Annotated in this window: 23 protein-coding genes and 1 tRNA gene; 16 read left to right on the top strand and 8 right to left on the bottom strand. The window is 46.7% G+C overall.

Features of this window, described 5'->3' with window-relative positions:
- The first annotated feature begins 11 nt into the window (after window positions 1–11).
- Window positions 12–2,192 (top strand): assimilatory nitrate reductase catalytic subunit NasC, encoded by a 2,181-nt coding sequence (nasC, locus tag PPM_RS16595; RefSeq protein WP_014600039.1) that lies wholly within the window; start codon window positions 12–14, stop codon window positions 2,190–2,192.
- Window positions 2,193–2,215: 23 nt separating this feature from the next.
- Here the strand turns inward: nasC and PPM_RS16590 are convergent, their stop codons facing one another.
- Window positions 2,216–3,289: an anthranilate phosphoribosyltransferase gene (locus PPM_RS16590; RefSeq protein WP_013371904.1), complete on the bottom strand. Its 1,074-nt coding sequence runs from the start codon at window positions 3,287–3,289 to the stop codon at window positions 2,216–2,218.
- Between the two features lie 19 nt (window positions 3,290–3,308).
- Entirely contained in the window at window positions 3,309–3,911 is a 603-nt protein-coding gene (locus PPM_RS16585; protein WP_013371903.1) for an ANTAR domain-containing response regulator, read from the bottom strand.
- A 443-nt stretch (window positions 3,912–4,354) separates the two neighbouring features.
- Here PPM_RS16585 and nirB point away from each other — a divergent pair, with 443 nt between their 5' ends.
- Together nirB and nirD are read left to right on the top strand one after the other, a co-directional pair.
- A complete protein-coding gene (gene nirB, locus PPM_RS16580) occupies window positions 4,355–6,787 on the top strand; it encodes a nitrite reductase large subunit NirB (protein ID WP_013371902.1) in 2,433 nt (810 codons plus the stop codon).
- A 12-nt stretch (window positions 6,788–6,799) separates the two neighbouring features.
- Complete coding sequence (gene nirD / locus PPM_RS16575; RefSeq protein WP_014600038.1) at window positions 6,800–7,129, top strand: nitrite reductase small subunit NirD; 330 nt, start codon at window positions 6,800–6,802, stop codon at window positions 7,127–7,129.
- 279 nt (window positions 7,130–7,408) lie between these two features.
- Here the strand turns inward: nirD and PPM_RS16570 are convergent.
- Window positions 7,409–7,480, bottom strand: a tRNA-Val gene (locus PPM_RS16570).
- 139 nt (window positions 7,481–7,619) lie between these two features.
- Between PPM_RS16570 and PPM_RS16565 the strand changes: the two genes are divergently transcribed.
- Both PPM_RS16565 and PPM_RS16560 read left to right on the top strand, forming a co-directional pair.
- Complete coding sequence (locus tag PPM_RS16565; RefSeq protein ID WP_025675812.1) at window positions 7,620–8,063, top strand: GNAT family N-acetyltransferase; 444 nt, start codon at window positions 7,620–7,622, stop codon at window positions 8,061–8,063.
- Window positions 8,064–8,149: 86 nt separating this feature from the next.
- A complete protein-coding gene (locus PPM_RS16560) occupies window positions 8,150–8,386 on the top strand; it encodes a DUF3892 domain-containing protein (RefSeq protein ID WP_013371899.1) in 237 nt (78 codons plus the stop codon).
- Window positions 8,387–8,514: 128 nt separating this feature from the next.
- Here PPM_RS16560 and PPM_RS16555 read toward each other — a convergent pair whose 3' ends face one another.
- On the bottom strand, window positions 8,515–9,273 hold the full coding sequence (locus PPM_RS16555) for an MBL fold metallo-hydrolase (protein ID WP_013371898.1): 759 nt from the start codon (window positions 9,271–9,273) through the stop codon (window positions 8,515–8,517).
- Between the two features lie 200 nt (window positions 9,274–9,473).
- Between PPM_RS16555 and PPM_RS16550 the strand changes: the two genes are divergently transcribed.
- Both PPM_RS16550 and PPM_RS16545 read left to right on the top strand, forming a co-directional pair.
- Window positions 9,474–10,031, top strand: a complete 558-nt coding sequence (locus tag PPM_RS16550) for a hypothetical protein (RefSeq protein ID WP_013371897.1) — start codon at window positions 9,474–9,476, stop codon at window positions 10,029–10,031.
- A 79-nt stretch (window positions 10,032–10,110) separates the two neighbouring features.
- Window positions 10,111–10,416 carry a DUF1292 domain-containing protein gene (locus PPM_RS16545; protein ID WP_007431055.1) on the top strand — a complete coding sequence of 102 codons (306 nt, stop codon included), beginning with the start codon at window positions 10,111–10,113 and terminating at the stop codon, window positions 10,414–10,416.
- A 111-nt stretch (window positions 10,417–10,527) separates the two neighbouring features.
- On the opposite strand, the gene PPM_RS16540 is transcribed toward PPM_RS16545, so the two are convergent.
- Window positions 10,528–12,003, bottom strand: a complete 1,476-nt coding sequence (locus PPM_RS16540) for an aminotransferase class I/II-fold pyridoxal phosphate-dependent enzyme (RefSeq protein WP_013371896.1) — start codon at window positions 12,001–12,003, stop codon at window positions 10,528–10,530.
- Between the two features lie 187 nt (window positions 12,004–12,190).
- Between PPM_RS16540 and PPM_RS16535 the strand changes: the two genes are divergently transcribed.
- Complete coding sequence (locus PPM_RS16535; protein ID WP_013371895.1) at window positions 12,191–13,477, top strand: MFS transporter; 1,287 nt, start codon at window positions 12,191–12,193, stop codon at window positions 13,475–13,477.
- A gap of 41 nt (window positions 13,478–13,518) precedes the next feature.
- Here PPM_RS16535 and PPM_RS16530 read toward each other — a convergent pair whose 3' ends face one another.
- Window positions 13,519–14,151 (bottom strand): YktB family protein, encoded by a 633-nt coding sequence (locus PPM_RS16530; RefSeq protein WP_013371894.1) that lies wholly within the window; start codon window positions 14,149–14,151, stop codon window positions 13,519–13,521.
- Window positions 14,152–14,430: 279 nt separating this feature from the next.
- Here PPM_RS16530 and PPM_RS16520 point away from each other — a divergent pair, with 279 nt between their 5' ends.
- Entirely contained in the window at window positions 14,431–15,030 is a 600-nt protein-coding gene (locus PPM_RS16520; protein ID WP_013371892.1) for a hypothetical protein, read from the top strand.
- Between the two features lie 174 nt (window positions 15,031–15,204).
- Window positions 15,205–16,611, top strand: coding sequence for an NADP-dependent phosphogluconate dehydrogenase (gene gndA, locus PPM_RS16515; protein ID WP_013371891.1), 1,407 nt, complete (start codon window positions 15,205–15,207; stop codon window positions 16,609–16,611).
- 245 nt (window positions 16,612–16,856) lie between these two features.
- Here the strand turns inward: gndA and PPM_RS16510 are convergent, their stop codons facing one another.
- Window positions 16,857–17,162, bottom strand: coding sequence for a rhodanese-like domain-containing protein (locus PPM_RS16510; RefSeq protein WP_013371889.1), 306 nt, complete (start codon window positions 17,160–17,162; stop codon window positions 16,857–16,859).
- A gap of 268 nt (window positions 17,163–17,430) precedes the next feature.
- Between PPM_RS16510 and aroA the strand changes: the two genes are divergently transcribed.
- The 4 genes from aroA to ptsP all read left to right on the top strand — a co-directional run bounded on the left by aroA (window position 17,431) and on the right by ptsP (window position 23,116).
- The gene (aroA, locus tag PPM_RS16505) at window positions 17,431–18,723 is read left to right on the top strand and encodes a 3-phosphoshikimate 1-carboxyvinyltransferase (RefSeq protein WP_013371888.1); all 1,293 of its coding nucleotides are present in this window, start codon (window positions 17,431–17,433) and stop codon (window positions 18,721–18,723) included.
- A gap of 33 nt (window positions 18,724–18,756) precedes the next feature.
- Window positions 18,757–19,191, top strand: a complete 435-nt coding sequence (locus PPM_RS16500) for a CoA-binding protein (RefSeq protein WP_013371887.1) — start codon at window positions 18,757–18,759, stop codon at window positions 19,189–19,191.
- A gap of 299 nt (window positions 19,192–19,490) precedes the next feature.
- Entirely contained in the window at window positions 19,491–21,374 is a 1,884-nt protein-coding gene (locus PPM_RS16495) for a glucose PTS transporter subunit IIA (RefSeq protein ID WP_013371886.1), read from the top strand.
- Window positions 21,371–23,116: a phosphoenolpyruvate--protein phosphotransferase gene (gene ptsP / locus PPM_RS16490; RefSeq protein WP_013371885.1), complete on the top strand. Its 1,746-nt coding sequence runs from the start codon at window positions 21,371–21,373 to the stop codon at window positions 23,114–23,116. The genes PPM_RS16495 and ptsP overlap by 4 nt, the downstream gene beginning before the upstream one ends.
- A gap of 139 nt (window positions 23,117–23,255) precedes the next feature.
- Here ptsP and PPM_RS16485 read toward each other — a convergent pair whose 3' ends face one another.
- A complete protein-coding gene (locus tag PPM_RS16485; RefSeq protein WP_013371884.1) occupies window positions 23,256–23,792 on the bottom strand; it encodes a type 1 glutamine amidotransferase domain-containing protein in 537 nt (178 codons plus the stop codon).
- Window positions 23,793–24,129: 337 nt separating this feature from the next.
- Between PPM_RS16485 and PPM_RS16480 the strand changes: the two genes are divergently transcribed.
- Both PPM_RS16480 and ytxJ read left to right on the top strand, forming a co-directional pair.
- Complete coding sequence (locus PPM_RS16480) at window positions 24,130–24,576, top strand: hypothetical protein (protein WP_013371883.1); 447 nt, start codon at window positions 24,130–24,132, stop codon at window positions 24,574–24,576.
- Window positions 24,577–24,677: 101 nt separating this feature from the next.
- A complete protein-coding gene (gene ytxJ / locus PPM_RS16475; protein WP_014600036.1) occupies window positions 24,678–25,019 on the top strand; it encodes a bacillithiol system redox-active protein YtxJ in 342 nt (113 codons plus the stop codon).
- The last annotated feature ends 63 nt before the right edge of the window (window positions 25,020–25,082 follow it).

Raw genomic sequence — 25,082 nt, 5'->3', positions numbered from 1 at the left:
AGGTGACTTTTATGTGTCAGTCAGGAGAAAACAAACTGGAAGTCGGTCAATTCATCCTCCCTGTGGTGGAGACACAATGCCCATTTTGCAGCGTGCAATGTAAGATGACCGTTAGTACGGAAACGGAGACACTCGCGGGTATCATTCGAACGGTGTATAAAGCGGAAGGCAAATCTAACGCAGCCTCACAAGGTAGGTTATGCATCAAGGGTATGAATGCGCATCAGCATGCAACTCATGCAGAAAGGCTGACACAGCCCCTACTGCGCAAAGAGGGCAAGCTTGTTCCCGTTCAATGGGGGGAAGCGATGGATGCTGTAGGTAGCAGTTTCTCTTCGCTGCTGTCCACGCAGGGCCCTGACGGAATCGGCATTTACGGCGGAGGCTCGCTATCGAATGAAACGGCTTATTTACTCGGGAAATTTGCGCGGGTGGCTATTGGCACGCGCTATATCGATTATAACGGGCGCTTTTGCATGTCGGCAGCAGCATCTGCTGGCAGCAAAGTGTTTGGTATTGACCGCGGACTGACCTGCAGGCTGGCTGATATTCCGTTAGCTCGTTGTATTGTGCTTGCAGGTACGAATATCGCTGAATGTCAGCCGACGTTAATGCCTTATTTTCACCAAGCGAAGGAAAATGGTGCGTTTGTCATCGTAATTGACCCGCGCGCGACACCCACAGCGGCAATAGCCGATCTGCACCTGCAAATCAGACCGGGTACGGATGCTGTGCTGGCCAATGCCATGCTAAAGGTCATCGTGGATGAGGGATTGGTAAATGAAGAATTTATCCGCAAGCGGACCAACGGGTATGAACAGTTGTTGACTCATTTGGATGGGGTGGATCTGAACGAATCAGCTGCGCTGTGCGGAGTCGAGGCAGAGATGATCCGGCAGGCAGCGCGTGCCTTTGGCAGTGTGGAAACGGGTATCGTTTTTACTGCCAGGGGTGTCGAACAGCAGACGGATGGGCACATGGCAGTGCGTGCATTTCTTAATCTTGTGCTGGCCACCGGAAAGATTGGAAGAGAAGGGTGTGGGTATGGGGCCATCACAGGTCAGGGAAACGGGCAAGGGGGACGAGAGCACGGTCAAAAGGCTGACCAGCTTCCTGGCTACAGATCGATTGAGAATGAAGAAGATCGAGCCTATGTTGCGTCCGTGTGGGGAGTTGAACCAAGCAGTTTGCCGGGAAAAGGAGTGTCGGCCTATGAAATGATGGAACTGGTTCATCAGAGAGAAATCCAAGCTCTGTTCGTGATGGGCTCTAATCCTGTTGTATCTAACCCGAATGCCCGGTTGGTCGAGGAGGCGCTGAAAAAGCTGGATTTGTTGATTGTGGCGGATATGTTTCTCACTGAAACGGCGCGAATGGCCGACGTTGTTTTGCCTGTGACGTCTTATTTGGAGAATACGGGGACGATGACTAATCTAGAAGGCCGCGTTTTGCTGCGGGAAGCGGTGCGGATTGCACCGGGCGAAGCTAGAGATGACTGGAGCATTTTATGCCAGATAGCTTCAAGACTGAACAAGGGTGGATATTTCGCGTATAAGGATACAGAGGATATCTTTGAAGAACTGCGCCTCGCTAGCCGGGGAGGGGTTGCTGATTATTACGGGATCACTTATGACAGGCTGCGTCGCGAGGAAGGAGTATATTGGCCATGCCCATCTACGGATGAAGCTGGTATGGATACGATGTTTCGGGAAAGCTTTGCTCTTTCCGACCGAAGGGCTGTTTTTACAGTGGTTGAAAGCTGTGGAGCAGGAGAGGAAATATCCGAGGAATACCCGCTTACTTTGACGAATGGCCGCGTGCTGGCTCACTATTTGACCGGCGCACAAACACGCAGAAGTCCTTCGCTGGCCGCGCGTGAGATTGAGAATTATGTAGAAATTCATCCGCGTACAGCACAGCGCTGGTATATCAAGGACGGGGAGTGGGTAGAAATAGTATCCCAGCGCGGTAGCTTTACTGTCCGCAGCCGGATCAGGCCGCATATTCGCGAAGATACGCTTTTCGTACCTATGCATTGGGGCGGGGCGCAAAATGTAAATCGGGCGACCCGCCCCGACCTTGATCCGTTCTGCCGGATGCCTGGCTTTAAAACGGCTGCTGTACGCATCCGTCCCCTTCGCCTAGCTGTATCTGCGACCAGTGGACATAATGGGGAGTGGTCTCAATTCTAGAGCACGACTGTATAAGACCGATATTATAAATACGAACGGGTTTCGGATGTGCCGACTCCCGTTTTTATTTCTTTTCTCAACATAGCTTCACGCCAACGGCAGTACAAATCCCAGGCTTCCCCGTTTTCAAGCAGTGGTTTGCAGGTATATAAGCCTTCCTCAATGGAGTCTACTCGCCCTGCAACGAACAGTCGGACCGCGCCGTTGAGCAACACTTGATTCGAGAAGGCAGTAGGAGCTGTACCTTGCAGCACTTCCTCTGATATGCGCAGTTGTTCAGCGGGGGTCCAGTTGTGTTCTGGTACTACCGAATCCAGCCCGTACATTTCGGGATCTATAACCTGGAGAGACACTTCACCGTTAGCAAACAGGTAAGTCCGGGTCGGTCGATCAATGAACAGGTCCTCCGATCCTTCGCTCCCCTGAATGATCAAAGCCCTGCGATAATTCAGATTCTGCATAACTTTCGCCGTCTTGTCGAATACGGTGTTGTGGAAAACGCCGAATACAATGTACGGGGAAGAACCGTAATCAACTAGTTTCTCGGCTGTGTTCAGTACTGTGCGAAGCCCCAACTCTTCGCGAATAGGCCGCAGATCTCGCAGGGGCGGGCACCATTGTTCGGAAACGACGAAAAGCACGCCTGTCTGCTTCGCAGCATGAATGGCGGTTTCGTGTGTTATGTCCGCAGTTGCTACCCCCATCTCCTGCAACAAAAGTGGGAGTGTAACCCCCCATTTGGGAGGGAGAGGTGCACTGCCATGCATCGTTACAGGTATTCCGTAGGAGGAAAGCAGAAAGGCAGTTGCGAAGGTGGCAATAAATGATGACTTTCTACCGTCGTACGGACCAGCGAAATCAATGCCTTCCTCCATGGGAAAGTGGTGGGAATATTTACGACAGACATTAACGAATGCTTCCAGCTCGTCAACACTCTCCATTTTGATGCGTTCCGCGGCAAAGAAGGCTCCGATTTGAGCAGGGGTTGCCGACCGGGTCATAATCAGTTCGGCGGCAGCTTCGGCTTCGGCGTAGTTCAGATCACGGGCGCCTCTTTTGCCGCGCCCAACTTCTTTTAATATTTCAATGATATTCATGTTCAGGCCCCTTTCAGATTTATGCTTTTAGCATTTGCTGTGCTTTCACAATGGAGATGGCCACATCAACGATTCGTTTGCGTTCATTCATCGCTTTTTTACGCAGTAGATCATATGCCTCCGCTTCCGGGATGCCGTTTACTTCGCCAAGTATCCCCTTCGCCATATCAATCCATTTGCGTTCTTCCAGCCGAGCGGTCAGTTGTTTGCGTTCACTTTGCCAATGCTGGCGTTCAAAAAAGTGTTTGGCGCTAAAATGAAGAGCCCAATTCAGTTCATGAGCTGCCATGGAAGGGGTTAGAATACCGTCGACAATCACATCTGCTTCGCAAGCCTCCGTCGATGACAGCGCTGATATCGGGCTGCACCACCAGAGCAACGGAATTGCTTTGGTTTGCTCTAACCTGCTGCTCCACATGCTGATTGTGCCGACAGGTATGTTAAGTACTGCCGCATCTGCATTATGGATGAGCTGTTTGATTTCAGATTCATTGCGGCAGGGCAAAGGTAGGTATCCGTTGGATTCTAAAAGGTGCTCAGGTCCTGCCTGCCATGAGGGAATGGCGTTTGCCTGCTCGGATGCAGGGTCAGCGTGTAAGTGGATTACCAACAAGGAACGCAAGCGGGCTCCTCCTCTCTTTAACTCAAGGGTAAATAAGCATGAGGATTGTATGTCTTGATAAGAAATGTGACATAGAACTTTGCGAGATGGTTTTACTTTTCCATCATAATGAAGTAGAAACAGACTTTTAAACCATTTTGGCGTGTTTTGGACTGAAAATCAATCCTAATTTTGCAGAAGAGTGATATTTTATACGTCATGGATATGTTACTTAGTGATAAAATATAATTTTTTATAAGATAATGCGTAAGGAATATTGACATGTGATTTGAATCGTTATATATTGGCTACAGTACTTTAAATTCATACTCTGATGGATACAACGGCGTATTCGATGAAACGGCAATGGAGCCTGTTTTTACATGTGGAGGGATATTTTTCATCCCCGTATGTGAAGCAGGCTTTTTATGTTTTAAGGATAGAAATGGAGAGGGAGTGACCTAATGAACTACATCCAAAAATTAGTGCTGGTCGGCAACGGAATGGCGGGGATACGCACTCTCGAACATTTGCTGAAGATCGCACCAGGTGCTTATGAGATTACGGTATTTGGGGCCGAGCCCCATCCCAACTATAATCGGATCATGCTGTCCTCTGTTCTGGCTGGAGGAGCAGGTTTGCAGGATATTATCATCAACGATTGGAGTTGGTATGAAGAGAATAATATCCGATTGTATACCGATGATCCTGTCACAGCTATCGATACGGAAAATCGGCAGGTGACTTCACGATCCGGTGTATGCGTCTCTTATGATTTACTGTTGTTGGCAACAGGTTCTAAAGCTTTCATCCTGCCGCTTCCAGGAGCCGACAAGGATGGTGTGATTGGTTTCCGGGATATCCGTGACTGCGAGACGATGATAGAGACTGCGAAGACGCACAAAAAAGCAGCCGTTATCGGCGGCGGATTGCTTGGGCTAGAGGCAGCCAGGGGGCTGCTTAATTTGGGGATGGACGTTACAGTTATTCATCTCAATGGATATATTATGGACCGACAGCTGGATGAGGCAGCTTCCCTTATGTTACGGCGCGAGCTGGAGGAACAGGGAATGACTTTTCTGGTCAATAAGCGGACGGCGGCTATCACCGGGCGTCGTCGCGTGGAAGGGCTGAAGTTTGCTGATGGAAGCGAACTGGAAGCGGATTTGATCGTTATGGCGGTAGGTATCAAACCAGATATTGAACTGGCGGTTTCGGCGGGAATTCCCGTAAACCGTGGCATCATCGTAAATGATAACATGGAAACGAACATTCCTGGCATATACGCCGTTGGAGAATGTGCAGAACACCGGGGAATCACTTACGGTCTGGTTGCCCCATTATATGAGCAGGGGGGTGTCCTTGCTCAGCGACTCGCGGGAATGGAGACTCCCGGCTACAGTGGTTCCGTTACTTCGACAAGGTTGAAGGTATCGGGCGTCGATGTGTTTTCAGCAGGCAATTACAAGGATGAGCCAGAAACGCGATCTCTGCGGTATCAGGATGATATTGGTGGCGTCTACAAAAAAATCGTCATCAAGGAAGAAAAACTGACCGGAGCCGTCCTGTTTGGGGATACATCTGATGGAGCCATGTTGTTTTCTTTGATCAAAAGTGGTGATTCGGTGGTTGGTCGAGAGAAAGAGTTGTTACTTGGTTTTAACCCTGGCCAACCAGAAGGTAGTGGCACCATGATGCTGGAGCAGATGCCTGAGGATGAAATTGTATGCGGATGTAATGGTGTATCCAAGGGTGACATTGGAGAGGCGGTTGCGGCAGGCTGCAGGAGTCTTGGGGAGATTAAGGCCTGTACGAAGGCATCGGCATCATGCGGCGGCTGTAAGCCAATAGTGGAGGGGCTCTTACAGCTGTACGCAGGTGCAGAAACCGGAGAACCGATTAAAGAAGGGATATGTCGTTGTACAACGCTTGATCGGGAAGCGATTATTGATGGTATCCGGGAAATGGGGCTGAAGAGCGTCAAAGAAGTGATGAACGTGCTGGGCTGGAACGAACCTGAAGGGTGTACCAAATGTCGGCCGGCCCTCAACTATTATCTAGGTCTGCTGTGGCCACTGGATTATGAGGATGAGAAGGAATCCAGATTCACGAATGAAAGGTACCATGCCAATATCCAGAAGGATGGTACCTACTCTGTGGTGCCCCGAATTTATGGAGGAGTTACTTCACCTGCCGACCTGAAGAAGATTGCCGCTGTCGCGGAGAAATACAACGTGCCTTTGGTTAAATTTACGGGTGGCCAACGTCTCGACTTGCTTGGTGTGAAAAAGGAAGATCTACCGGGAATCTGGTCTGAATTGGATATGCCGTCAGGGTATGCATATGGAAAGACATTGCGAACGGTCAAGACGTGCGTTGGAAACACCTTTTGTCGCTTTGGCACACAGGATGCTATGGGTATGGGCATCCGGTTGGAAAAGGCATTCGAGCGTCTGAATGCACCATCCAAAGTCAAACTGGCTGTGTCGGGCTGTCCGCGTAACTGCGCAGAAGCGACGATTAAGGATTTGGGCGTTGTCGCTATTGATGGTGGCTGGGGGATCTACATTGGAGGTAATGGCGGTATTAAGGTGCGGGCAGCAGAACTGCTGTGTACTGTAAAAACCGAGGATGAAGTGATGGAATGGACTGGTGCCTATTTACAGTATTACCGTGAGCAGGCGAATTGGAACGAGCGAACAGCTCATTGGGTAGAACGGGTAGGCGTAGACTCGATCAAACAGGTACTAGCAAATGCGGAGATGAGGCAGCAACTGGTAAGCAGAATTGAGGAGACGTTAAGCACAACGACGGATCCGTGGCACGAAATCATTCATAACGAAGAGCTGCGCAAAAATTTTGTGCAGCTGCCAGAGCTTAAGGCAGTAATGGAATAGGGGGCTGACCAAATGGAGAGCAATACGATAACCAGCAGAATCAGGATTGCAGATCTGAACGAAATTGACCAACGTGGAGCAAGAACAGTTCGCATTCTAAATACAGAGATAGCCGTATTCCGCCTTAGTGACGGCAGCGTGCGTGCGCTTGAGAACCGTTGTCCGCACAAAGGGGGACGGTTATCTGAAGGAATGATCTGTGGATCGGTAGTCCATTGTCCGCTCCATGACTGGAAAGTCGACCTATCCACCGGCCAGGTGCGAGATCCGGATACTGGATGTGTGACCACTTACCCGACGGAGATTGATAGTGAGAATGGAGCTGTTTTTATTATAATCTAGAGGCTTTGAGTTTATTGTGCTTGGGGTGCTGGGCTTAGTTGTTCTTCTATATAATAGAAGAGATATGTATTGCCCAACGATTCTCTAGAATTCAATCTTACTGAATAAAGAGATATTACAGCTTAATTGTAGTGGTAGAGTATATAAAAAAGTCAACCTTATTTCAGGTTGGCTTTTTTGTGCTCAAATCTTAAACAATGACCTGTTTCTCTTTTTAGCAAAATTCGCTGTATCTCCAAATAAACAAAAAAAGCCTTGAATATCAAGGCTTTAGGCGTATAGGACGGATGGGGATCGAACCCATGACCCTTACCCTGTCAAGATAATGCTCTCCCGCTGAGCTACCGTCCTGTAGTTACTAGATAATATCATGTATTAACCATATATGTAAAGTGAAAAAATACAAATCAGCCTGTACTTCATAACCATTTATATATATAATTCAAATTTAGCGAGTTTACATTTGAAATTAGGGATGGAGGAACAGATGATGGCCGCAGAAATTATAACTGTAACAACAGAAGAGCAACTGCAGAAGGCAATATTAATCCGGACCAAAGTGTTTGTCGAAGAGCAAAAGGTTCCTCTAGATCTTGAAATTGATCATTATGACAAGCTGGGAGATACCGCCCATCATTTACTAATTTGTGAACATGGGGAAATGGTGGCTACTGGTCGGTTGACATATTATGATGAGGATACAGCTAAAATGCAACGTATTGCCGTTCTCAAGGAGCATCGTGCAGCAGGTTATGGACGCGTATTACTGCTAGCACTGGAGGAACGTGCACGTGAACTGGGGCTGAGATACTCGTTGCTAGATGCTCAATGTCAAGCTGAGAAGTTTTACGAAAAGCTAGGCTATGAAACGATCTCTGATGAACCTTTTGACGATGCGGGAATACCGCACGTACGTATGCGTAAAAAGTTGTAATTGAGGCACGGGGTGTATACAAAGCTGTACAATGCACATGCTAGTAAAAGTTCCTCCACTATACTATGGATAAGGAGCGATGCAGCATGGCGAATACAGAACGAGAACAAATTACGGCAGTACGTAAAAACGGGGATGGCGATCTTACGTCATTTCAGACATCTACTGGACGGATTTTGGATTATAGCCAAGCGTTGAACGAGATTGAAGCAGGCTCCATTGCAGGCGTCAACGTGTTCAAGGCCAAGGATGGAAGCAAACGAATTCGAGGAGATGCCGATGGAGATCCTTCTAATAACCTGGATCAACTGCCGTTGTTCTGACCTTGACTCGCAACATTAACGTCCAAGCTTATCATTGTATACAAAAAATATGCAGCAAGCCGCCCGGCTATCCTTTGTAGGAAAGCCAGGCGGCTTTTTGTTAATTATTTAAGCTCTCATTAGCTCGGCTACTCTGCACGTTCCAAATCTGCTAGCGGATAAACTCGCTGCTGCTCCAGAAAGGACATAATCCCTGCCTTATCTCTAAATTGTTCCATATCATCACTATAGTGCATCAGATGAATTTGCTCTTGCAGAGGTGTTGGCAAGCTTAGCAGCTCATCTAACGTTGTATGTACTTCTCCAGCGCCTTGTAACTGAACCTCATGTAAAATGCTCCGGCATCCCCGTTCATGCACCAGATGATGAAGTAAATCGGGATCAAAAACCATGTCCGCACTATAAAAAAGACGATCATTTATGAACAAAGAGTAACTGTGTTTACCAGGAATATGCTGTGTAGGGATCAGCTCTACCTGGATACCGGGTACTAATGTGGTGGATACGCCAGGCGTTATGACATTTACCTCAAATACATCCTCAAGCTTGTCAATCATACCTTGCTGGGACATGCCGCCCTTGAGCGTATGCTCCCATAAAGGGTGGATTAATGGTTCGGCGATATAAAGTAGAGGTTTGCGACGATGGAGGATATTCATTTGAAAACCAAATTCCTCTAAGCCTCCGACATGATCTGCGTGAATATGTGTGATTAAAATAGCGTCAATATCAGGCAAAGGGACACCCATCTGGTGTAATGCCAGCGATGCGGTTGTACCGCAATCGATCAGCAGCTTGCCTTCCCCGCTATCCAGCAGTGCGTTATTGTTGTAATAATGCTTGGCAAAGGCGCTGCCTGTACCAAGCATTTGTATCGTTAGGCCCATTATGGATTCACCCTCCAGACGATGTGTTATAAGACATTCTACAATCGTATTTTAACATCTAGGCTGCGAGAACTAAAGATTTGGCTCCTCATGTAAAAACTTTGGACAATTTGTGAAACACAGCGCAACTTGTGCGGCTGAGCTAGGTATAAATGTACGACAGATGGTTTTTAACAGATAATGATGGAGGGATATGTAGTATGAAATGGAGAAAAGTGATGGCCCTAGTGATGGCCTTTTCAATAATGGGAGGGACCGTCATTTCGGCGGAGTCCGCCAAGGACCAAGTGCAGTTGATTATTAACGGAGAAGTGTCAAAAGATGGCGCAGTTGTCATTGATGGGAAAACTTATGTGCCTATCCGTGATTTTAATGGGCTTGTAAATTTTGATCCCTCTGGTGGAAAAGTTGTTTTCGACCAGCCGAACGTGCATATGTTCCTGTTCAAGGGGGATACTGTGTTTGGTAACGTGAATAAAGGTAACAAAGTGAAGTTTAATGTTTTCAGTCAAATTGACACCCTGAAAACAGATATTTCCGGAGTGAAAGTAGCAATTACCGACCCTTCGGGCAATGTAAAGGATATTCAGTCCCAAGATATCAAAGGAGCGCAAAAGGATAACTTCTGGTTCCGTACAAACGACTTTACGTATGATTTCAAGACAGCAGGAAACTATCGGGTCGGTTTCTACATTAAAGAAAGTAAAGATGGCAGTTATACCCTCGTGTCCGAAAAAGTCATTACAGCGATAAATTAGGCATACCACAAATTGACCTGCACTCTTGATCATGTTACGATACGAGGGAAAATAAAACAATTTGAAGGTAGGTATTTCCATGAGTGATCACAAACATGAACACGGTGAAGCCTGCAACCACGATCATGACCACGAACATGAAGAAATGGTTCTTACGCTAACTGATGAAAATGGCAAAGATGTAGAAATGGTGCTGGTAGAGACCTTTGACGTAGAAGATCACGTGTATGCTCTTTTGCTTGAGCGAGGCAATCCCGAAGCGGATGGTATCATTCTTCGTATGGAAGAAGAAAACGAAGAAATGGTGCTTTACAATATTGAGGACGAAGATGAGTGGAAGCGTGTAGAAGCTGCATATAGCGAGCTTGTTGCCCAATACGAATAGGATTGGATACAGTAGCTGTTCTTGCTCATCACACAATAGAAAAGCCCCCAAATGGGGGCTTTTTTTGTTGACTATCAACATTTTTTGCAAGCAGGTGTTAACAGATCATGTTTAAGAAATAGCGTCAGTTTCAACGATAACCTTCACCTGATGTACCGTTCGATCCTCAGGTCCTTTAACAGGCAGGCCTACTTCCACATGATCTACAATATAATCAATATTGTCCTGCGAAATAACTTCTCCCGGCAATAGGATCGGGATGCCCGGTGGGTATACATAAATGAATTCTGCAATGATACGGCCAGCAGATTCCTTGAAGGGCACGATTTCTGTATCTCCGTAAAAAGCGTCTCTCGGAATGAGGGAGAGCTGCGGTATATCCGGTATCTTTACAACCAGCTCATGCTGCTGACCTGTGGAATAGTGCAGTGCAGCCAGCTCTCGCAAAGCTTTTAATAAAATGTCAATTTCCTCTTTGGTATCACCAGGGGTCACCAAACAGAGAATATTATACATATCGCTAAGCTCAACCTCGATATTGTAGTGATCTCTCAGCCAATTTTCCACATCATATCCGGTAAGGCCTAAATGGCGAATATGAACTGTAACTTTGGTCGGATCATAATCATAGGTAGCTTCTGTGCCAAGAATTTCGCTGCCAAAGCAATATAACCCTTCGATTTTGTTGACCTCTGCGCGGCAATATTCAGCTAATTCCAGAGCACGTTGTGCTATTTCATGGCCGTTAAGGGCCAGGTTGCGTCGGGATGTGTCCAACGAAGCCAGCAGGATATACGAAGTGGACGTCGTTGTCAGCATGCTGAAAATAGTTTGTACACGTTGCGGATTAACGAATCCGTTTTTTGTATTGACATTCAGTATCGAGCTTTGAGTCAAGGAACCACCCAGTTTGTGGACGCTTGTAGCTGACATGTCTGCCCCCGCCTCCATAGCGGACATCGGCAAATCAGCGTGAAAATGAATCAGTACTCCGTGAGCCTCATCGACCAGGACCGGCACATTATAGCTGTGAGCGAGATCTACAATTTCCTTCAAATCGGCGCACACACCGTAATATGTCGGGTTGATGACAAGGACGCCCTTGGCGTCAGGGTGACGTTCCAATGCCCGGCGTACGGACTTGGTTGTAACCCCGTGGTGAATACCGAGATTCTCATCACTGACCGGAGAAATGAATACCGGCTTCGCACCAGCGAAGATAATGGCAGACATTATGGATTTGTGTATATTTCGGGGTACAATAATTTTATCACCTGGCATGCAAATGGACATAATCATGGTGATAATGGCTCCGCTTGTCCCCTGTACACTGTAATAAGTATAATCAGCTCCGAAGGCTTCTGCTGCAAGCTTTTGAGCTTCTTCAATGACGCCTGATGGCTGATGCAGATCGTCCAATGGAGCGATGTTAATCATATCTATGGAAAAAGCATTATCCCCCATAAATTCGCGAAATTCCCGATCTGCGCCCACTCCCTTTTTATGACCTGGGATGTGAAATTGAACCGGGTTGCTCTGAGCATGCTTTTTCAAAGCAGTAAAAAGCGGGGTGTTGCTTTGATTCATTAGTGTTGTCACAACCTTTCATGCAGGATTTCGACAATCCTGTGCAATTGATAATAGAACAAAATTGAGTATAGCAGTTTGAAGTAGGAATGCAAGCGATTGAGGGCGCATTTATTTGCGAAAGAGCGGAGTAGGCGGAGAACCCCGAATGTATAGACAATAAACGAAGGCGGAGGATGTGGGATAAATGAAGCAAATAAGACGAAAAAAAGCTTCGCAGCGGCTGTGGACTCCTTTTTTCGCCAAATTATGGATACTGGTGTTTCTGGTCGAATTCATGAAGGGATCTCTTCTGGTATCCATCCTGCCGGTATATATGGGAGAAACGTTAGGGCTGTCGGCCGGAATTATCGGTTTAGCCTTTTCGCTTCAGTATTTTGGAGACAATGCATTCCGGGCACCGGCGGGCTGGATGGCTGAACGGCTCGGTTATCGTGGAACGATGTCAACCGCGTTGTTGTTTACCCTTGTAGCGATCATTATGCTAAGCACCCTGACAGAACCTGTGTGGCTCGTCATCGCGTGTCTGCTGCTAGGACTGGGGACATCTCCGCTCTGGCCTTGTGTGATGACTGGAACGACCGAAATGTCTGGTCCTAATAACAATAACGGTGCAGCGATGGGGACACTGGAAATTGCGTCCATGGGCGGAACGGGCTTCGGTCCACTCATTATGAATTTCGCCATATCCCATTACGGACACTCTTACGGTATGGTGTTCATGATTTTGATAGGATGCAGTATTGTATTACTGCTGGTTGCTCTTATGCTGCCTGGAACGAACAGGTCTGCTGGCAAAGACGACCTCGAACAGAGCGCTCTCATATCTTCTGGTGGGAACTCCAAGCAGAAGCGGCAAGTGTTGAGAGGTATCAAGGAGACGATCAACACGCTCAAAACAAAGCTTAATGTAAATCCGTTAATTTATCCTGCGCTGTTTTTGCAGTCCTTTGTCATCGGCTTGATCAGCCCTGTGCTAACGCTGTACGCGCGCACGGATCTCGGAATTTCACCGAACCTGTATAGCGTGCTTCTGATTGCCGGTGGTGGGGTGACTGTGCTGGCATTGATCCCTTGTGGCAAGCTGGTGGATCGCCTTGGAACCAAGTACTTTTTGCACATCGGTTTTTTGCTTGCCGGGACCACGCTATTTTTCTTTTCAACAGTACAGACCATTCCACTTGTGTTTGTATCTGTAGCCATTATTGGCTTGGGGTATGCGCTCATTTTGCCTGCATGGAACACGTTTCTTGCCCAACTGATTCCGGAAAGCGAGCGTGCAACAGTATGGGGCTTTTTTTTAACACTCCAAGGCTCTGGTATGGTTATTGGCCCGCTCGTTTCAGGAGTGCTATGGGACCGTGCTGGACACACAGCTCCCTTTATCATCAGTGGGATCGTGATGCTGCTCATGTTTGGCTGCCATCTGGCTTTGGCGCGCAATCCACGGAGAAAAACCGTTGTTAAGGCTTGAACGGTGCTCTTAGTAGCGATCAGGGACGCATTTATCTGAAGCTAGTCCTTTGGAAAAGACATCCGGTACAGTGGCAGTAAATGCTCAAAGGTGGAACGCACCGTCTGCAGTAACGCAGCTCCGTCACTGGCAAGAGGGTCATTACGATCAATACGGAGCCCACACATGACCTCGGCTTTTTTCACCTGCTGCAGCTTGTTAATGATGGTTTGAAACTCTTCCATGTCCATTTGCTGCTGTTCTGTACCTTTTGGATCCATATGATCCATGGACCAGTAGAAATGACCTGGTATGTTAGAGCGCACATCGCTCAGGTTGGCTTCAAGCGCCTGGGCAAACGTGATTTTATTCGGACTTTCATAAATGACTGCGAATATGACGAATATATGGGAAGCGAACATACCTACCTCAAAATGCGGCAACGCCTTATACCCGCGTTTATTTGCCGCCCAGGCTACCCATGTATCGATCGGGGGATTGACCTTGCGTCGTGCATGCTTGGCCACGTGAACGTGCATGGGTTCCCCGCATAAGTCCGTCAGGAAGGGGGCTAACTCCTCGCCAATCGCCTCCAACTTGGGCCGAACCTGCTGAATCAGCACCTCCATGCGAGGTTCCAAGCCTGGTATCTCAAAAACATCAAAGTCCTTTGCAGTAAATCCACTAAATGTCATTCCTATTCCTCCTGTAACTGGGTTGTATCATATCGTGTGGCATAATATGTCCGATTATAGCATAATGTCAGCGGGCTTGGCCGACTTTAGGCCGGGCTCGGTACAAGCATATAAGGCAAAAGTAGGATTGTGCGTTGTTACTCATAAAAATAGGTCAAATAACCAAGTACCCTTACATAAAATGAAGTATAAAATAGAGCAAGGGAAGATCAAGCGGGAAAGCCGCAGGCTTGCTGTAGCCGGACTTCTTGAATCGGACTTGAAAAAGGAGGGAATGCCGTGAACAAGGGCTGTGAGGTAGAATATTGCAATCTAGAGCTCCGGTTTAGCCGTCGGCATATCCATAATCTGATCAAGGATTTGATATCGGAAGGGTATTCGCTGTACTGGAGCGAGGATGAGTCGTATCTGGTTTTGTCGGTGAGAACCGGGCGCAAGCTGGTGAAGCTCCGTTTTCAACAATTGCGCACTGGACACTACAAGCTGGCTGGAGATTATGTAATCCGCGATGCCAAGCTGGCTGAGTGGTTGGAGAAGCTGATTGGAAGCACCCGAGGTCATGCCATTGTCAAAAGAGTCAAGGATCATCATATTTTGGTGGAAAATATTTTGTTCGGCGAGGTCATTCGTCTGGTCGAGGTTACTGGCTTTAAGCAGCGCGTTATTTATCAGAAGGGACCGGTGCTGTCCGCTCAGGAAATGGAGGATATGTATGCTTCCAATGAAGGGGAAACCCGGCTGCTGCTGCTTAAGATGGAAGTAGACGATGAATTGGAGAAGCTGTTCAAGGCGATGACGGAGAAAGATACGATTAAAATCGAGAATAGCCATAAACGCCTGCAAACGCTATCTCACCAACTGCTGATGATGGAAGCGTAGTACATCAGAACACCTCATGCAAAATGGGGTGTTTTGATCTGCGATTAGACAGGGGTTCACTTCTGACACTAAAAACGTTAAAATAGAAGTGCACGTGTTCCGATTCACATAAAGTGTAATGCGGTAAAGCGGCGATATAGAACACAAAATATGTTGCAAAGGATGAGGAACCAGATGGCAAAACAGCAAATTGGTGTGATCGGCCTGGCGGTAATGGGTAAAAACTTGGCCCTTAATATTGAGAGCAGAGGCTTCACCGTTTCGGTTTTTAACCGCTCTCCAGAAAAAACGCACGATCTTATCAAAGAAGCAGAAGGTAAAAAACTGACGGGTACTTTCTCCATTGAAGAATTTGTGAACTCACTGGAATCACCCCGTAAAATCCTGATCATGGTTCAAGCTGGTAAAGCTACAGATGCCACGATTGAACAGCTTGTGCCTCATCTGGACAAGGGCGACATTATTATAGACGGAGGCAATGCCTACTTCCCTGATACACAGCGCCGCAGCAAGGAGCTGGAGGAAAAAGGACTTCGCTTTATTGGTACAGGCGTATCCGGTGGTGAAGAAGGTGCCTTGAATGGTCCTGCCATTATGCCAGGTGGACAAGAAAGTGCCTACAAACTGGTAGAGCCGATTCTGACTGCAATCTCTGCTAAAGTGGACGGCGACCCATGCTGTACATATATCGGTCCCGACGGTGCTGGTCACTATGTAAAAATGGTGCATAACGGTATCGAGTACGGCGACATGCAATTGATTGGTGAAGCATATCACTTGCTGAAATCAGTTCTGAATGTGAGTGCAGAAGAGCTTCATGAAATCTTTACAGAATGGAATAAAGGTGAATTGGACAGTTACCTGATCGAAATTACAGCTGACATCTTCTCCCAGTATGATGCTGAAACAGGCAAGCCTATGGTAGATGTGATCTTGGACGCTGCAGGTCAAAAAGGGACTGGTAAATGGACAAGCCAAAGCGCGCTGGATCTGGGTGTGCCATTGTCCATGATTACTGAGTCCGTATTCTCCCGTTTCTTGTCTGCTATGAAAGACGAGCGTATTGCGGCAAGCAAAGTGCTGAGCGGTCCTAAAGCTGAATCCTTCAGCGGCGACAAAAAAGAATTTATCGAAAGCGTACGTAAAGCACTGTTCGCAAGTAAAATTGTGTCTTATGCTCAAGGTTTCGCTCAAATGCGTGCAGCTTCCGATGAGTATGATTGGGATTTGAAATACGGAAAAATTGCAATGATCTTCCGCGGTGGTTGCATTATCCGTTCGCAATTCCTGCAAAACATCAAGGATGCGTATGACCGTGATCCTGCTCTGAAAAACCTGTTGCTGGACTCTTATTTCAAAAATGTAGTAGAAACGTATCAAGATGCATGGCGTCAAGTGATTTCCGTGGCTGTATCTCAAGGTATTCCAGTGCCTGGCTTCTCCAGCGCGCTTGCTTACTATGACAGCTATCGCACTGAGCGTTTGCCAGCAAACCTGCTGCAAGCGCAACGTGACTACTTTGGTGCACATACGTTTAAGCGTGTAGACAAAGAAGGCGTATTCCATCATCAATGGTTCTAATGAACTGACGAATATGTAAGGATGCAGTATGTAACACAACGGAAGCTTTTTTGCCCTTGGGGTAGAAGAAGCTTCCGTTTTTTAATTTGGTATTTTAGATACGATTTTGGATGCGGTAAAGGATTGTGTAATCTTTTGACGCTGTGGTATGATAGAAGCATAATATTTTAATGCTTTACCGCGTCTAAGCCTGAGCCTAAATAAAAGAGACGGAAAGTTTCCGTCTCTTTTATAGACTAGCTGTTTTACTGCTCCTGTGACCATTGCAGCATGCCACCAGTCATGTTGGTGCATCCCTCGTAACCTAGCTGCTGCAAATATTCGCAGGCACGTTCACTGCGATAACCGCTCCGGCAAATGAAGATAATTTCACCGGTGCGTTCAATTTCCTCAAGGCGGCCCGGAATCTGTCCGAGCGGAATGTGCTTGGCACCTTCAATCATACCTTCCGCTACTTCTTCTGCCTCACGGACGTCAATCAATTGCAATTGTTCTCCTGCTTGCAGGCGTGCGCGAAGCTCAGAAGGTTCAATCAGAGCGATTTGCGTCATGGCTGGACCTCTTTTCTAATGTAAATGGGTATTACTTGTATTGTTGGCGTGTGAGAAACATCACACTCTCTATGTATGATAGCGAAGCGATCTCTAAGCTGTCAATTAGCCTAAATCTAAAAATCAAATAAAGATTAGTCAACCAGGTTGCTAAACCTCGATAGACCTAGATGAATATTCCTTATTTTTTAGGTGGAGAAATGAACGTTACAACTTGTATAATTAACGTAAACTAGGATGGTTTGAATCGAAAAGGAGCATGTATAATATGGATGTTATCGTTAGACCTACCCCTTCCTTGCAAGGAGAGATTGGGGCTTTGTCCTCCAAAAACTACACTACTCGTTATCTGCTTACGGCTGCACTAGCCGATGGACAAAGTACTATTTATTATCCAGCTCATAGTGAGGACAGTGACGCTATGCGTCGTTGTATCACCGATCTGGGAGCAGTGCTGGAAGAGGATGATGAAAAAATAGTGATTACAGGTTTTGGTAGCCATCCTCAAGCTGTGAAGGAACTGAACGTAGGCAATGCAGGAGCGGTGCTCCGTTTTTTGATGGGAATTGCGTCCCTATGTCCGGATGTTACATTTGTGAATACATATCCCGACTCATTGGGGAAAAGGCCCCATGACGATCTAATTGATGCATTGGGCCAACTAGGTGTTAAAGTAGATCATCGTGAAGGCAAGTTGCCAATACGTATTCAGGGTGGTCAGGCGAAGGGCGGTAAAATTGAGGTGTCCGGCTCGGTTAGCTCACAGTATTTAAGCGCTCTGTTGTTCCTTACACCTTTACTGGAGGAAGATAGTGAAATTGAAGTACTGCATGATTTGAAATCCAAAGTGGTCATTGGGCAGACTCTAGAGGTATTGCAAGAGGCTGGTATTACCATTCATGCAAGTGATGACTACATGTCTTTCCGCGTCCCGGGTCGGCAATCCTATCAGCCACGTACGTATACTGTACAGGGGGATTATCCAGGGAGTGCTGCGGTGCTGGCGGCGGCTGCAGTAACGAATTCCGATGTTACCATCCATCGTCTTAAAGAGCAGAGCAAACAGGGAGAACGCGCTATTGTAGATGTACTGCGTATGATGGAAGTACCACTGACACATGAGAACGATACCGTTGTTGTAAAGGGGAACGGCCGATTGAAGGCCATCGAGTTTGATGGTGATGCCGCGACAGATGCTGTACTTGCCATGGTAGCTGCGGCTGTATTTGCCGAAGGTACATCTCGTTTTTATAACGTGGAAAATTTACGGTATAAGGAATGTGACCGAATTACGGATTATTTGAATGAGTTGAGCAAGGCTGGGGCTCGGGTAGAAGAACGTCAAGCGGAAATCATTGTGCATGGTAGACCGGAGGGTGTCGAAGGTGGAGTGGAAATCAACGCGCATTATGATCACCGTGTCATTATGGCATTGACGGTTGTAGGTTTGCGCGCGCAGAAGCCGCTAGTGATCAAGGATGCGCATCATGTCGCCAAATCGTATCCACAGTATTTCGACCATCTGACGACGCTTGGTGCTTCCGTAGAATGGGTAAAATAAAGGTAAATTAAGATACAGACAGGAGGAGATAGAATGGCTTTTGAAAATCCATCCAGAGAAGAGATTAAGAATATTTTGGAACAAGTAGGCAATATTGCGGTTGTAGGTTTGTCTGATAAATCAGACCGCACCTCATACATGGTTTCTTATGCTATGCAAAAGCGGGGATACCGGATTATTCCGGTTAATCCTGCGGCCGCAGGGCAAACAATTCTTGGAGAGACTTGCTATGCCAGTCTTGCTGAAGTACCAGAGCCCGTTGAATTGGTTAATGTATTCCGTCGTAGCGAATACTGCGCAGAGGTTGCGCGTGAAGCCGCTGCTATTGGAGCTAAGATATTGTGGCTGCAACAAGGAATTATAAGCCAGGAAGCCGCTGACATTGCGCAGGAGCATGGAATGATGGTTATTATGGATCGTTGCATTAAGGTGGAGGATTCAGTGACCCAAGCTGTTCGTAAAGGATAATCACACCTCTGACCCATGCTATATGCACATGAAGAAAACCTTCTTCCCTTGTTTCATAGGGTTGAAGGTTTTTGGTGTGAAATCAGAATCATGATACAGTATATTATACTTTCAGGAATCCATATAATGTATATATGCTTGGAATGTGATGTGGTCTAGTTAAATTCATAGGGTTATCGTTGAGTAATAAGTTATATGACCTGTAAAAGCGTAAATAAATATTTTTGGCTGACGGAACCATGGCTTTGACAAAAGTATTTATTCGGCTTACCATCAGGGATAGAAGGGAGAGGAATGCCATGAATTGGCTCGGATCCTTACAACAGCTTGGTCGTGCTGTCATGCTCCCGACGATGGTGCTACCGGCAGCTGCAATATTGCTAAGTCTCGGCAGCCTTCCTTGGGCCACGTGGGGATTTCCTATGGTGTCCGATATGGCAAATGCGGCGGGACACGGGATTTTTTATTTTTTGCCGTATTTGTTTGCGGTTGGTGTTGCACTGGGTATGTCGAATCAAGCAGGTCAGGCGGGACTTGCTGCATTGGCTGGTATGGCTATATATGATCAGGTCACATTGAGATTTGGAAACGGACTCATTCAGCCAGCGACGCTCATTGGTATCATTTTGGGGATCATTTCAGGGTTGGCTTATAATCGCTTCAAAAGCATTAAGTTGCCTGAAGTGCTTCAGTTTTTTGGGGGAACCCGATTTGTTCTGCTGCTTATTGGTCTGTTCTCTGCTGTATTTGCAGGGCTCATGTTGATTATTGCTCCGCTGATTCAACGAGGACTGGAATTTATTGTAGGCCTGGAATCGAGCTTGGGCGGTTTTGGACTGCTTATTTACGGCATTCTATACCGGCTGTTGGCCGCTTTTGGTCTTCACCATCTGCTTAACAATATATTTTGGTTTCAACTGGGTACATACAAAACTCCGTCTGGCAACGTTGTGCAGGGGGATCTACCCCGGTTTTTTGCTGGCGATCCGACAGCGGGCTATTTCATGTCTGGGTTGTTTCCCATTATGATGTTTGCGATCCCTGCGATTGCTTTAGCGATCATTCAGGAAGCTCGTGAAGATTTGAAGCCAAAGGTGCAAAAAACGTTTCTCACAGCTGCATTGGTCTGCTTTTTTACCGGTGTGTCAGAACAGATTGAATTTGCCTTTTTGTTTGCTGCTCCTTATTTGTTCCTCGTTCATGCGGTTATGTCCGGTCTGGCCATGTGGCTTACCTTTGAGCTGGACATTCATCATGGCTTTTCATATTCGGCGGGTTTTATAGATTATGTCCTTAATTTCCATCTATCACATAACGCCTGGTTGTTAATTCCAGTCGGAGTGGCATACGGGCTTGTGTATTATGTACTGTTTCGATGGGCAATCCGTCGCTTCCGGATTCCAACTCCTGGACGTGAGGAAGGCTCGGTTCTGGAGGATTGGGCCGGTAATATTCCATACAGTGCTCCACTTATTTTGGAAGCACTCGGTGGGAAGGAGAACATTGTGCAGGTAGAAGCCTGCATCACCCGTTTACGGCTGACTGTCCATAATGACAGGCTGATTGATACCGGAGCGATGAAGGCATTGGGATCGGCCGGGCTTATTAATCTGGGCGGGGGGAATTTACAAGTCGTATTTGGAACCTATTCAGAACTGATTCGTGAGGAAATTGCAAAGCTGATGGAGCGTGATCTCCCTCAAATTTTGTTCAATGCTCCTGTACATGGAAAAATGCTACCGATTCATGAAGTGCCTGACAAAATTTTTGCAACGAAGCTGGTTGGGGACGGTGTTGCTTTTGTTCCTGAACGCGGTGAACTTGTGTCTCCGGTGTATGGTACTGTGATGCACTTGTATCCGACCATGCACGCTTTAGGCATCTCCACACGAGAAGGACTTGAGGTTCTGCTTCACATCGGGATTGATACTTCACAGCTAAAAGGGAATTTTACTGCTATGGTAGAAGCAGGCGATACGGTGGAACCGGGGCAATTGCTGATCAAATTTGATTTGCAGGCGCTACGAGAGCAAGCTCCATCGCTGGTGACTCCTATGGTCATCACGAATCCGGATCGCGTCAAGTCGTGGAGCTTTGCTCCGTTTAAAACAGTGAAAAAAGGTCAGGCCTCGGTAATGTCCGTTGTGCTGCATGACAGGAATGTTGGAGGGGTAGAAACATGATAGAAGGCATCGGCGCCGCAGCAGGTGTGGCCATCGGGAAGGCATTTGTCCTGCCGAGCTGGGAATGGGATTTACCTGATCAAAAAATGGATACGGTAGATCTAGCGAAGGAATTTGAACGTTTGTATGAAGGGATACGTACATCCAAAAGTGAAATCCAGTTTATTAAGGATGAGTTCCGAGAGATGGTGGGAGCGGAGGAATCCAGCATTTTTGATGCTCATCTAGCGATATTGGAAGATCCGGAGTTCATGAATGAAATTAGCGGCATTATTCAGCGTCAGTATAAGGCGGCCGAGGTGGCTGTGAAGGAAGCTATTGATCATTTTGTGACAATGTTTGATTTGCTGGATGATGAATATATGAAGGAGCGGGCAATCGACATCAAGGATGTGGGGAACCGACTGCTCAAGCATTTGCTGGGCGCACCGGAAGTGACTCTACCCAAGGACACTCAGCCCTATATCCTGGTAGCCAAAGAGCTCTCACCATCCCAATCGGCACACTTGAATCCCAGCTATGTGTTAGGGATTGTGACTATGAATGGTGGTAAAACATCACATTCCGCGATTATGGCCCGTGCGCTTGGTATTCCACTCGTTTCTGGATTGGAGAGCAATATGAATTTGCCTGTTCAAACCGGAGATATGATGGTTGTGGACGGAGACCTGGGTAGGGTGTATGTGAATCCGGAAAAATCTGTAACAGACCACTATATCATTTTGCGTGACGAGCAGCGACGAAGAAAAGAGCAGCTTCAGGTACTCGCTTCAGTAGAAGCTGTGACCAAGGATGGAACCACGCTGAAGCTGGCAGCCAATATTAGCTCCGTTAAAGAGCTGGAGGCCGCTTTGAAGCATGGAGCTCAAGGTGTGGGGCTGTTCCGCACGGAATTTTTATATATGGATCGTAAATCTGCTCCTAATGAAGAGGAGCAGTATCAAGTATATCGACTAATAGCGGAAAAGGCAGGCAATCACTCCGTAGTCATCCGTACATTGGATATCGGCGGCGATAAGCCGTTGGATTATCTTGAGCTCCCAGAGGAAGAAAATCCTTTTCTAGGTTATCGTGCTATACGGATTAGTCTGGATTGGAAGGAAATGTTTAAAACTCAGTTGACTGCAATTTTGCGAGCCAGTGCAATGGGGAATATCAAGGTCATGTATCCGATGATCTCATCCGTGGAGGAAGTCCGTCAGGCAGATGCTCTTTTGAAAGAAGCTATGGCGGATTTGGATGCAAGAGGACTTGCCTATAATCCTAAAATTCAGCGAGGGATTATGATTGAGGTTCCGGCTGCAGCGATGATCGCGGATCTATTAGCAGCTGAAACCGACTTTTTTAGTATCGGAACGAATGATCTAGTTCAGTATGTGCTGGCTGTAGACCGTATGAATGAGCAGATTGCGCATATGTACCATCCATACCACCCCGCTGTACTTCGAATGCTGCGCATGACTGCACAAGCGGCACATCATGCCGGAATTGATGTGAGTGTCTGCGGTGAGATGGCTGGAGATGAACGATCCGTTCCACTTTGGCTGGAACTGGGAATACATCAGCTCAGTATGTCCCCCCAATCTTTGTTGCGGGTCAAGCATCGTGTGCTGAATACGACTGCATCTGAAGCAATGGCAATCGCTCGTGCTTGCTTTGGCATGTCCACTGGTGCAGCGATCGAAGACAAGCTGACTGCAGCTAATATCAGCTGTACCCCGGCCGGACCCGGGCGGCCGTAATATTTTAATATCCGCAATGCTTAGCTTGGCTCGTACAAAAAAGCACCTTCAAAACCATGAATAAAGTGGTTTTGAAGGTGCTTTTTCGATATAGCCATAGATAAGGTTACTCAAGTCCTGAATGTGCGGACTACATATCTTATTTCCGAGCGCTATTAGCTAATACATCGCAGAACGCTTTTCCGTAAGGTGGAAGATCGGGCGGTCGACGAGCGGATACAATGTGTCCGTCTGTCACAACAGCTTCATCCTTCCAGATTGCTCCTGCATTTTCCATATCATCACGGATACCTGGCGTGGAGGTGACTGTAACACCATCCAATATTTTAGCAGAAATCAGTACCCAGCCTGCATGACAGATTTGTCCGATGGGTTTATGTGCGGCATGAAACTCCTGTACAAGTTGAATAACCTTGGGGTAGCGGCGCAGTTTATCGGGCGCCCAACCACCAGGGACAAGAATACCGTCATAATCGCTACTATTGAGTTCTTCAAAGGCATATTCTGCTTCAGCAGGTACGCCGTATTTTCCAATATATTTTTTCCCCTTTTCAGCACCGGCTAAATGTACCTCTGCGCCTTCTTCACGAACACGATACACCGGGTACCATAATTCCAGATCCTCGAATTCCTCATCTACGAGGGCAATGACCTTTTTTCCGGTAAGTCTTGACATCTAACCATCCTTTCATGGGTCACATATGACACCTTTGTTTTGTAATCTGTACTTTTACATCTTAAGAAAAAGTAAGCCCGAAGTCCATTCCTTCGCAGATTCTCAGGTTAGGAGTCGCTCTTTTACAACAATCGCCGTCATTTTTTGACCCTCTAATGCCTTGGTAATTTGTTCATTGCTGCAATCTGTGGAAGGATTTGAGACCCCAAAGTCGAAATAAAAAAAGGTATGATAGATTTTATAGAGTTAACAAATATTTTATAGACTAGTAGATAGATATATCTGGATGCTGAAGAGATCCTTATATAGTTTGATCCTATGTAATGAGGTGGTAATAGTGCAAAAGCAATGCCAATGCGGTGAACCGATGGGACTGGAATTGCGAAAGGTAATATATGCGAGTAAGGTTGAAATTTTGCATGTTCCTGTATTTTCATGCCCGTCATGCTTTTCCAGTGAGGTTCTGCAACATGTGACGAAGGACATTAAGGAACTTCTACAAAGTCTAGGGAGCAAACCTGCGCCCCGGCGAATATCTTTTGCTCGCAACAATGAACTGGCAGAAATTATTCGCAAGCTTGTACTGGAGGAAGCGGACAATCCCAATGTTGATTGGCAATCTGCTTTGGAGGAGCGAATGGAGCTTCGAATTAATCTCTTGCTGGATCTTTATCGCTATGCGAGAAGCCTAGGAGATGAAGACTGGATGAATGATGTAGAGAAAAGATTGGTTCAATTATCCGGTTTTACCAGTAAATCGGTGTTCACGAATACGAAAAACTAAAAAATATGAAAATTTTCATGGTCACCATTGGATTTTACATGTTCTTTTTGTTACGATGAGAATAGGCCATACGACAAGACACAGAAAGGAATGTATATCCAATGGCGACGATGACGAAAATGACTACTATTCAACAATTAAATACGGCTCTGGAAGCGTCATCAGACAAACCGTTACTCCTCTTTAAGCACAGCACACGTTGTCCGATAAGTGCAGGCGCATACCAGGAAGTGGAGTCTTATTTGGAAGGTGCTCCCGACGAAAATATTGAATACGGTATCATTTATGTAGTAGAAGATCGGCCGGTGTCCAATGCGGCTTCGGACAAGCTTCAGGTGAAACATGAATCGCCGCAAGCCATTTTAGTCAAGGACGGGGAGGCTGTCTGGCATACATCCCATTCGAATATTACAGCCCGTGCGCTCCACGATCATCTCACATAGATAGAATGAGTGCTGTCGTTGCATAAAGTAGTATTTTGTCGTATCATGGTTCTAATTAGTTGA

The sequence above is a fragment of the Paenibacillus polymyxa M1 genome (assembly GCF_000237325.1).
GTDB classification, from domain to species: domain Bacteria; phylum Bacillota; class Bacilli; order Paenibacillales; family Paenibacillaceae; genus Paenibacillus; species Paenibacillus polymyxa_C.
This window is presented reverse-complemented; position numbering and strand designations above follow the sequence as displayed.

Coding starts and splice junctions, on each gene's coding strand:
- nasC (WP_014600039.1), top strand. CDS start 12: ATGTGTCAGTCAGGAGAAAACAAACTGGAAGTCGGTCAATTCATCCTC.
- PPM_RS16590 (WP_013371904.1), bottom strand. CDS start 3,289: ATGAATATCATTGAAATATTAAAAGAAGTTGGGCGCGGCAAAAGAGGC.
- nirB (WP_013371902.1), top strand. CDS start 4,355: ATGAACTACATCCAAAAATTAGTGCTGGTCGGCAACGGAATGGCGGGG.
- nirD (WP_014600038.1), top strand. CDS start 6,800: ATGGAGAGCAATACGATAACCAGCAGAATCAGGATTGCAGATCTGAAC.
- PPM_RS16565 (WP_025675812.1), top strand. CDS start 7,620: ATGGCCGCAGAAATTATAACTGTAACAACAGAAGAGCAACTGCAGAAG.
- PPM_RS16560 (WP_013371899.1), top strand. CDS start 8,150: ATGGCGAATACAGAACGAGAACAAATTACGGCAGTACGTAAAAACGGG.
- PPM_RS16555 (WP_013371898.1), bottom strand. CDS start 9,273: ATGGGCCTAACGATACAAATGCTTGGTACAGGCAGCGCCTTTGCCAAG.
- PPM_RS16550 (WP_013371897.1), top strand. CDS start 9,474: ATGAAATGGAGAAAAGTGATGGCCCTAGTGATGGCCTTTTCAATAATG.
- PPM_RS16545 (WP_007431055.1), top strand. CDS start 10,111: ATGAGTGATCACAAACATGAACACGGTGAAGCCTGCAACCACGATCAT.
- PPM_RS16540 (WP_013371896.1), bottom strand. CDS start 12,003: ATGAATCAAAGCAACACCCCGCTTTTTACTGCTTTGAAAAAGCATGCT.
- PPM_RS16535 (WP_013371895.1), top strand. CDS start 12,191: ATGAAGCAAATAAGACGAAAAAAAGCTTCGCAGCGGCTGTGGACTCCT.
- PPM_RS16530 (WP_013371894.1), bottom strand. CDS start 14,151: ATGACATTTAGTGGATTTACTGCAAAGGACTTTGATGTTTTTGAGATA.
- gndA (WP_013371891.1), top strand. CDS start 15,205: ATGGCAAAACAGCAAATTGGTGTGATCGGCCTGGCGGTAATGGGTAAA.
- PPM_RS16510 (WP_013371889.1), bottom strand. CDS start 17,162: ATGACGCAAATCGCTCTGATTGAACCTTCTGAGCTTCGCGCACGCCTG.
- aroA (WP_013371888.1), top strand. CDS start 17,431: ATGGATGTTATCGTTAGACCTACCCCTTCCTTGCAAGGAGAGATTGGG.
- PPM_RS16500 (WP_013371887.1), top strand. CDS start 18,757: ATGGCTTTTGAAAATCCATCCAGAGAAGAGATTAAGAATATTTTGGAA.
- PPM_RS16495 (WP_013371886.1), top strand. CDS start 19,491: ATGAATTGGCTCGGATCCTTACAACAGCTTGGTCGTGCTGTCATGCTC.
- ptsP (WP_013371885.1), top strand. CDS start 21,371: ATGATAGAAGGCATCGGCGCCGCAGCAGGTGTGGCCATCGGGAAGGCA.
- PPM_RS16485 (WP_013371884.1), bottom strand. CDS start 23,792: ATGTCAAGACTTACCGGAAAAAAGGTCATTGCCCTCGTAGATGAGGAA.
- ytxJ (WP_014600036.1), top strand. CDS start 24,678: ATGGCGACGATGACGAAAATGACTACTATTCAACAATTAAATACGGCT.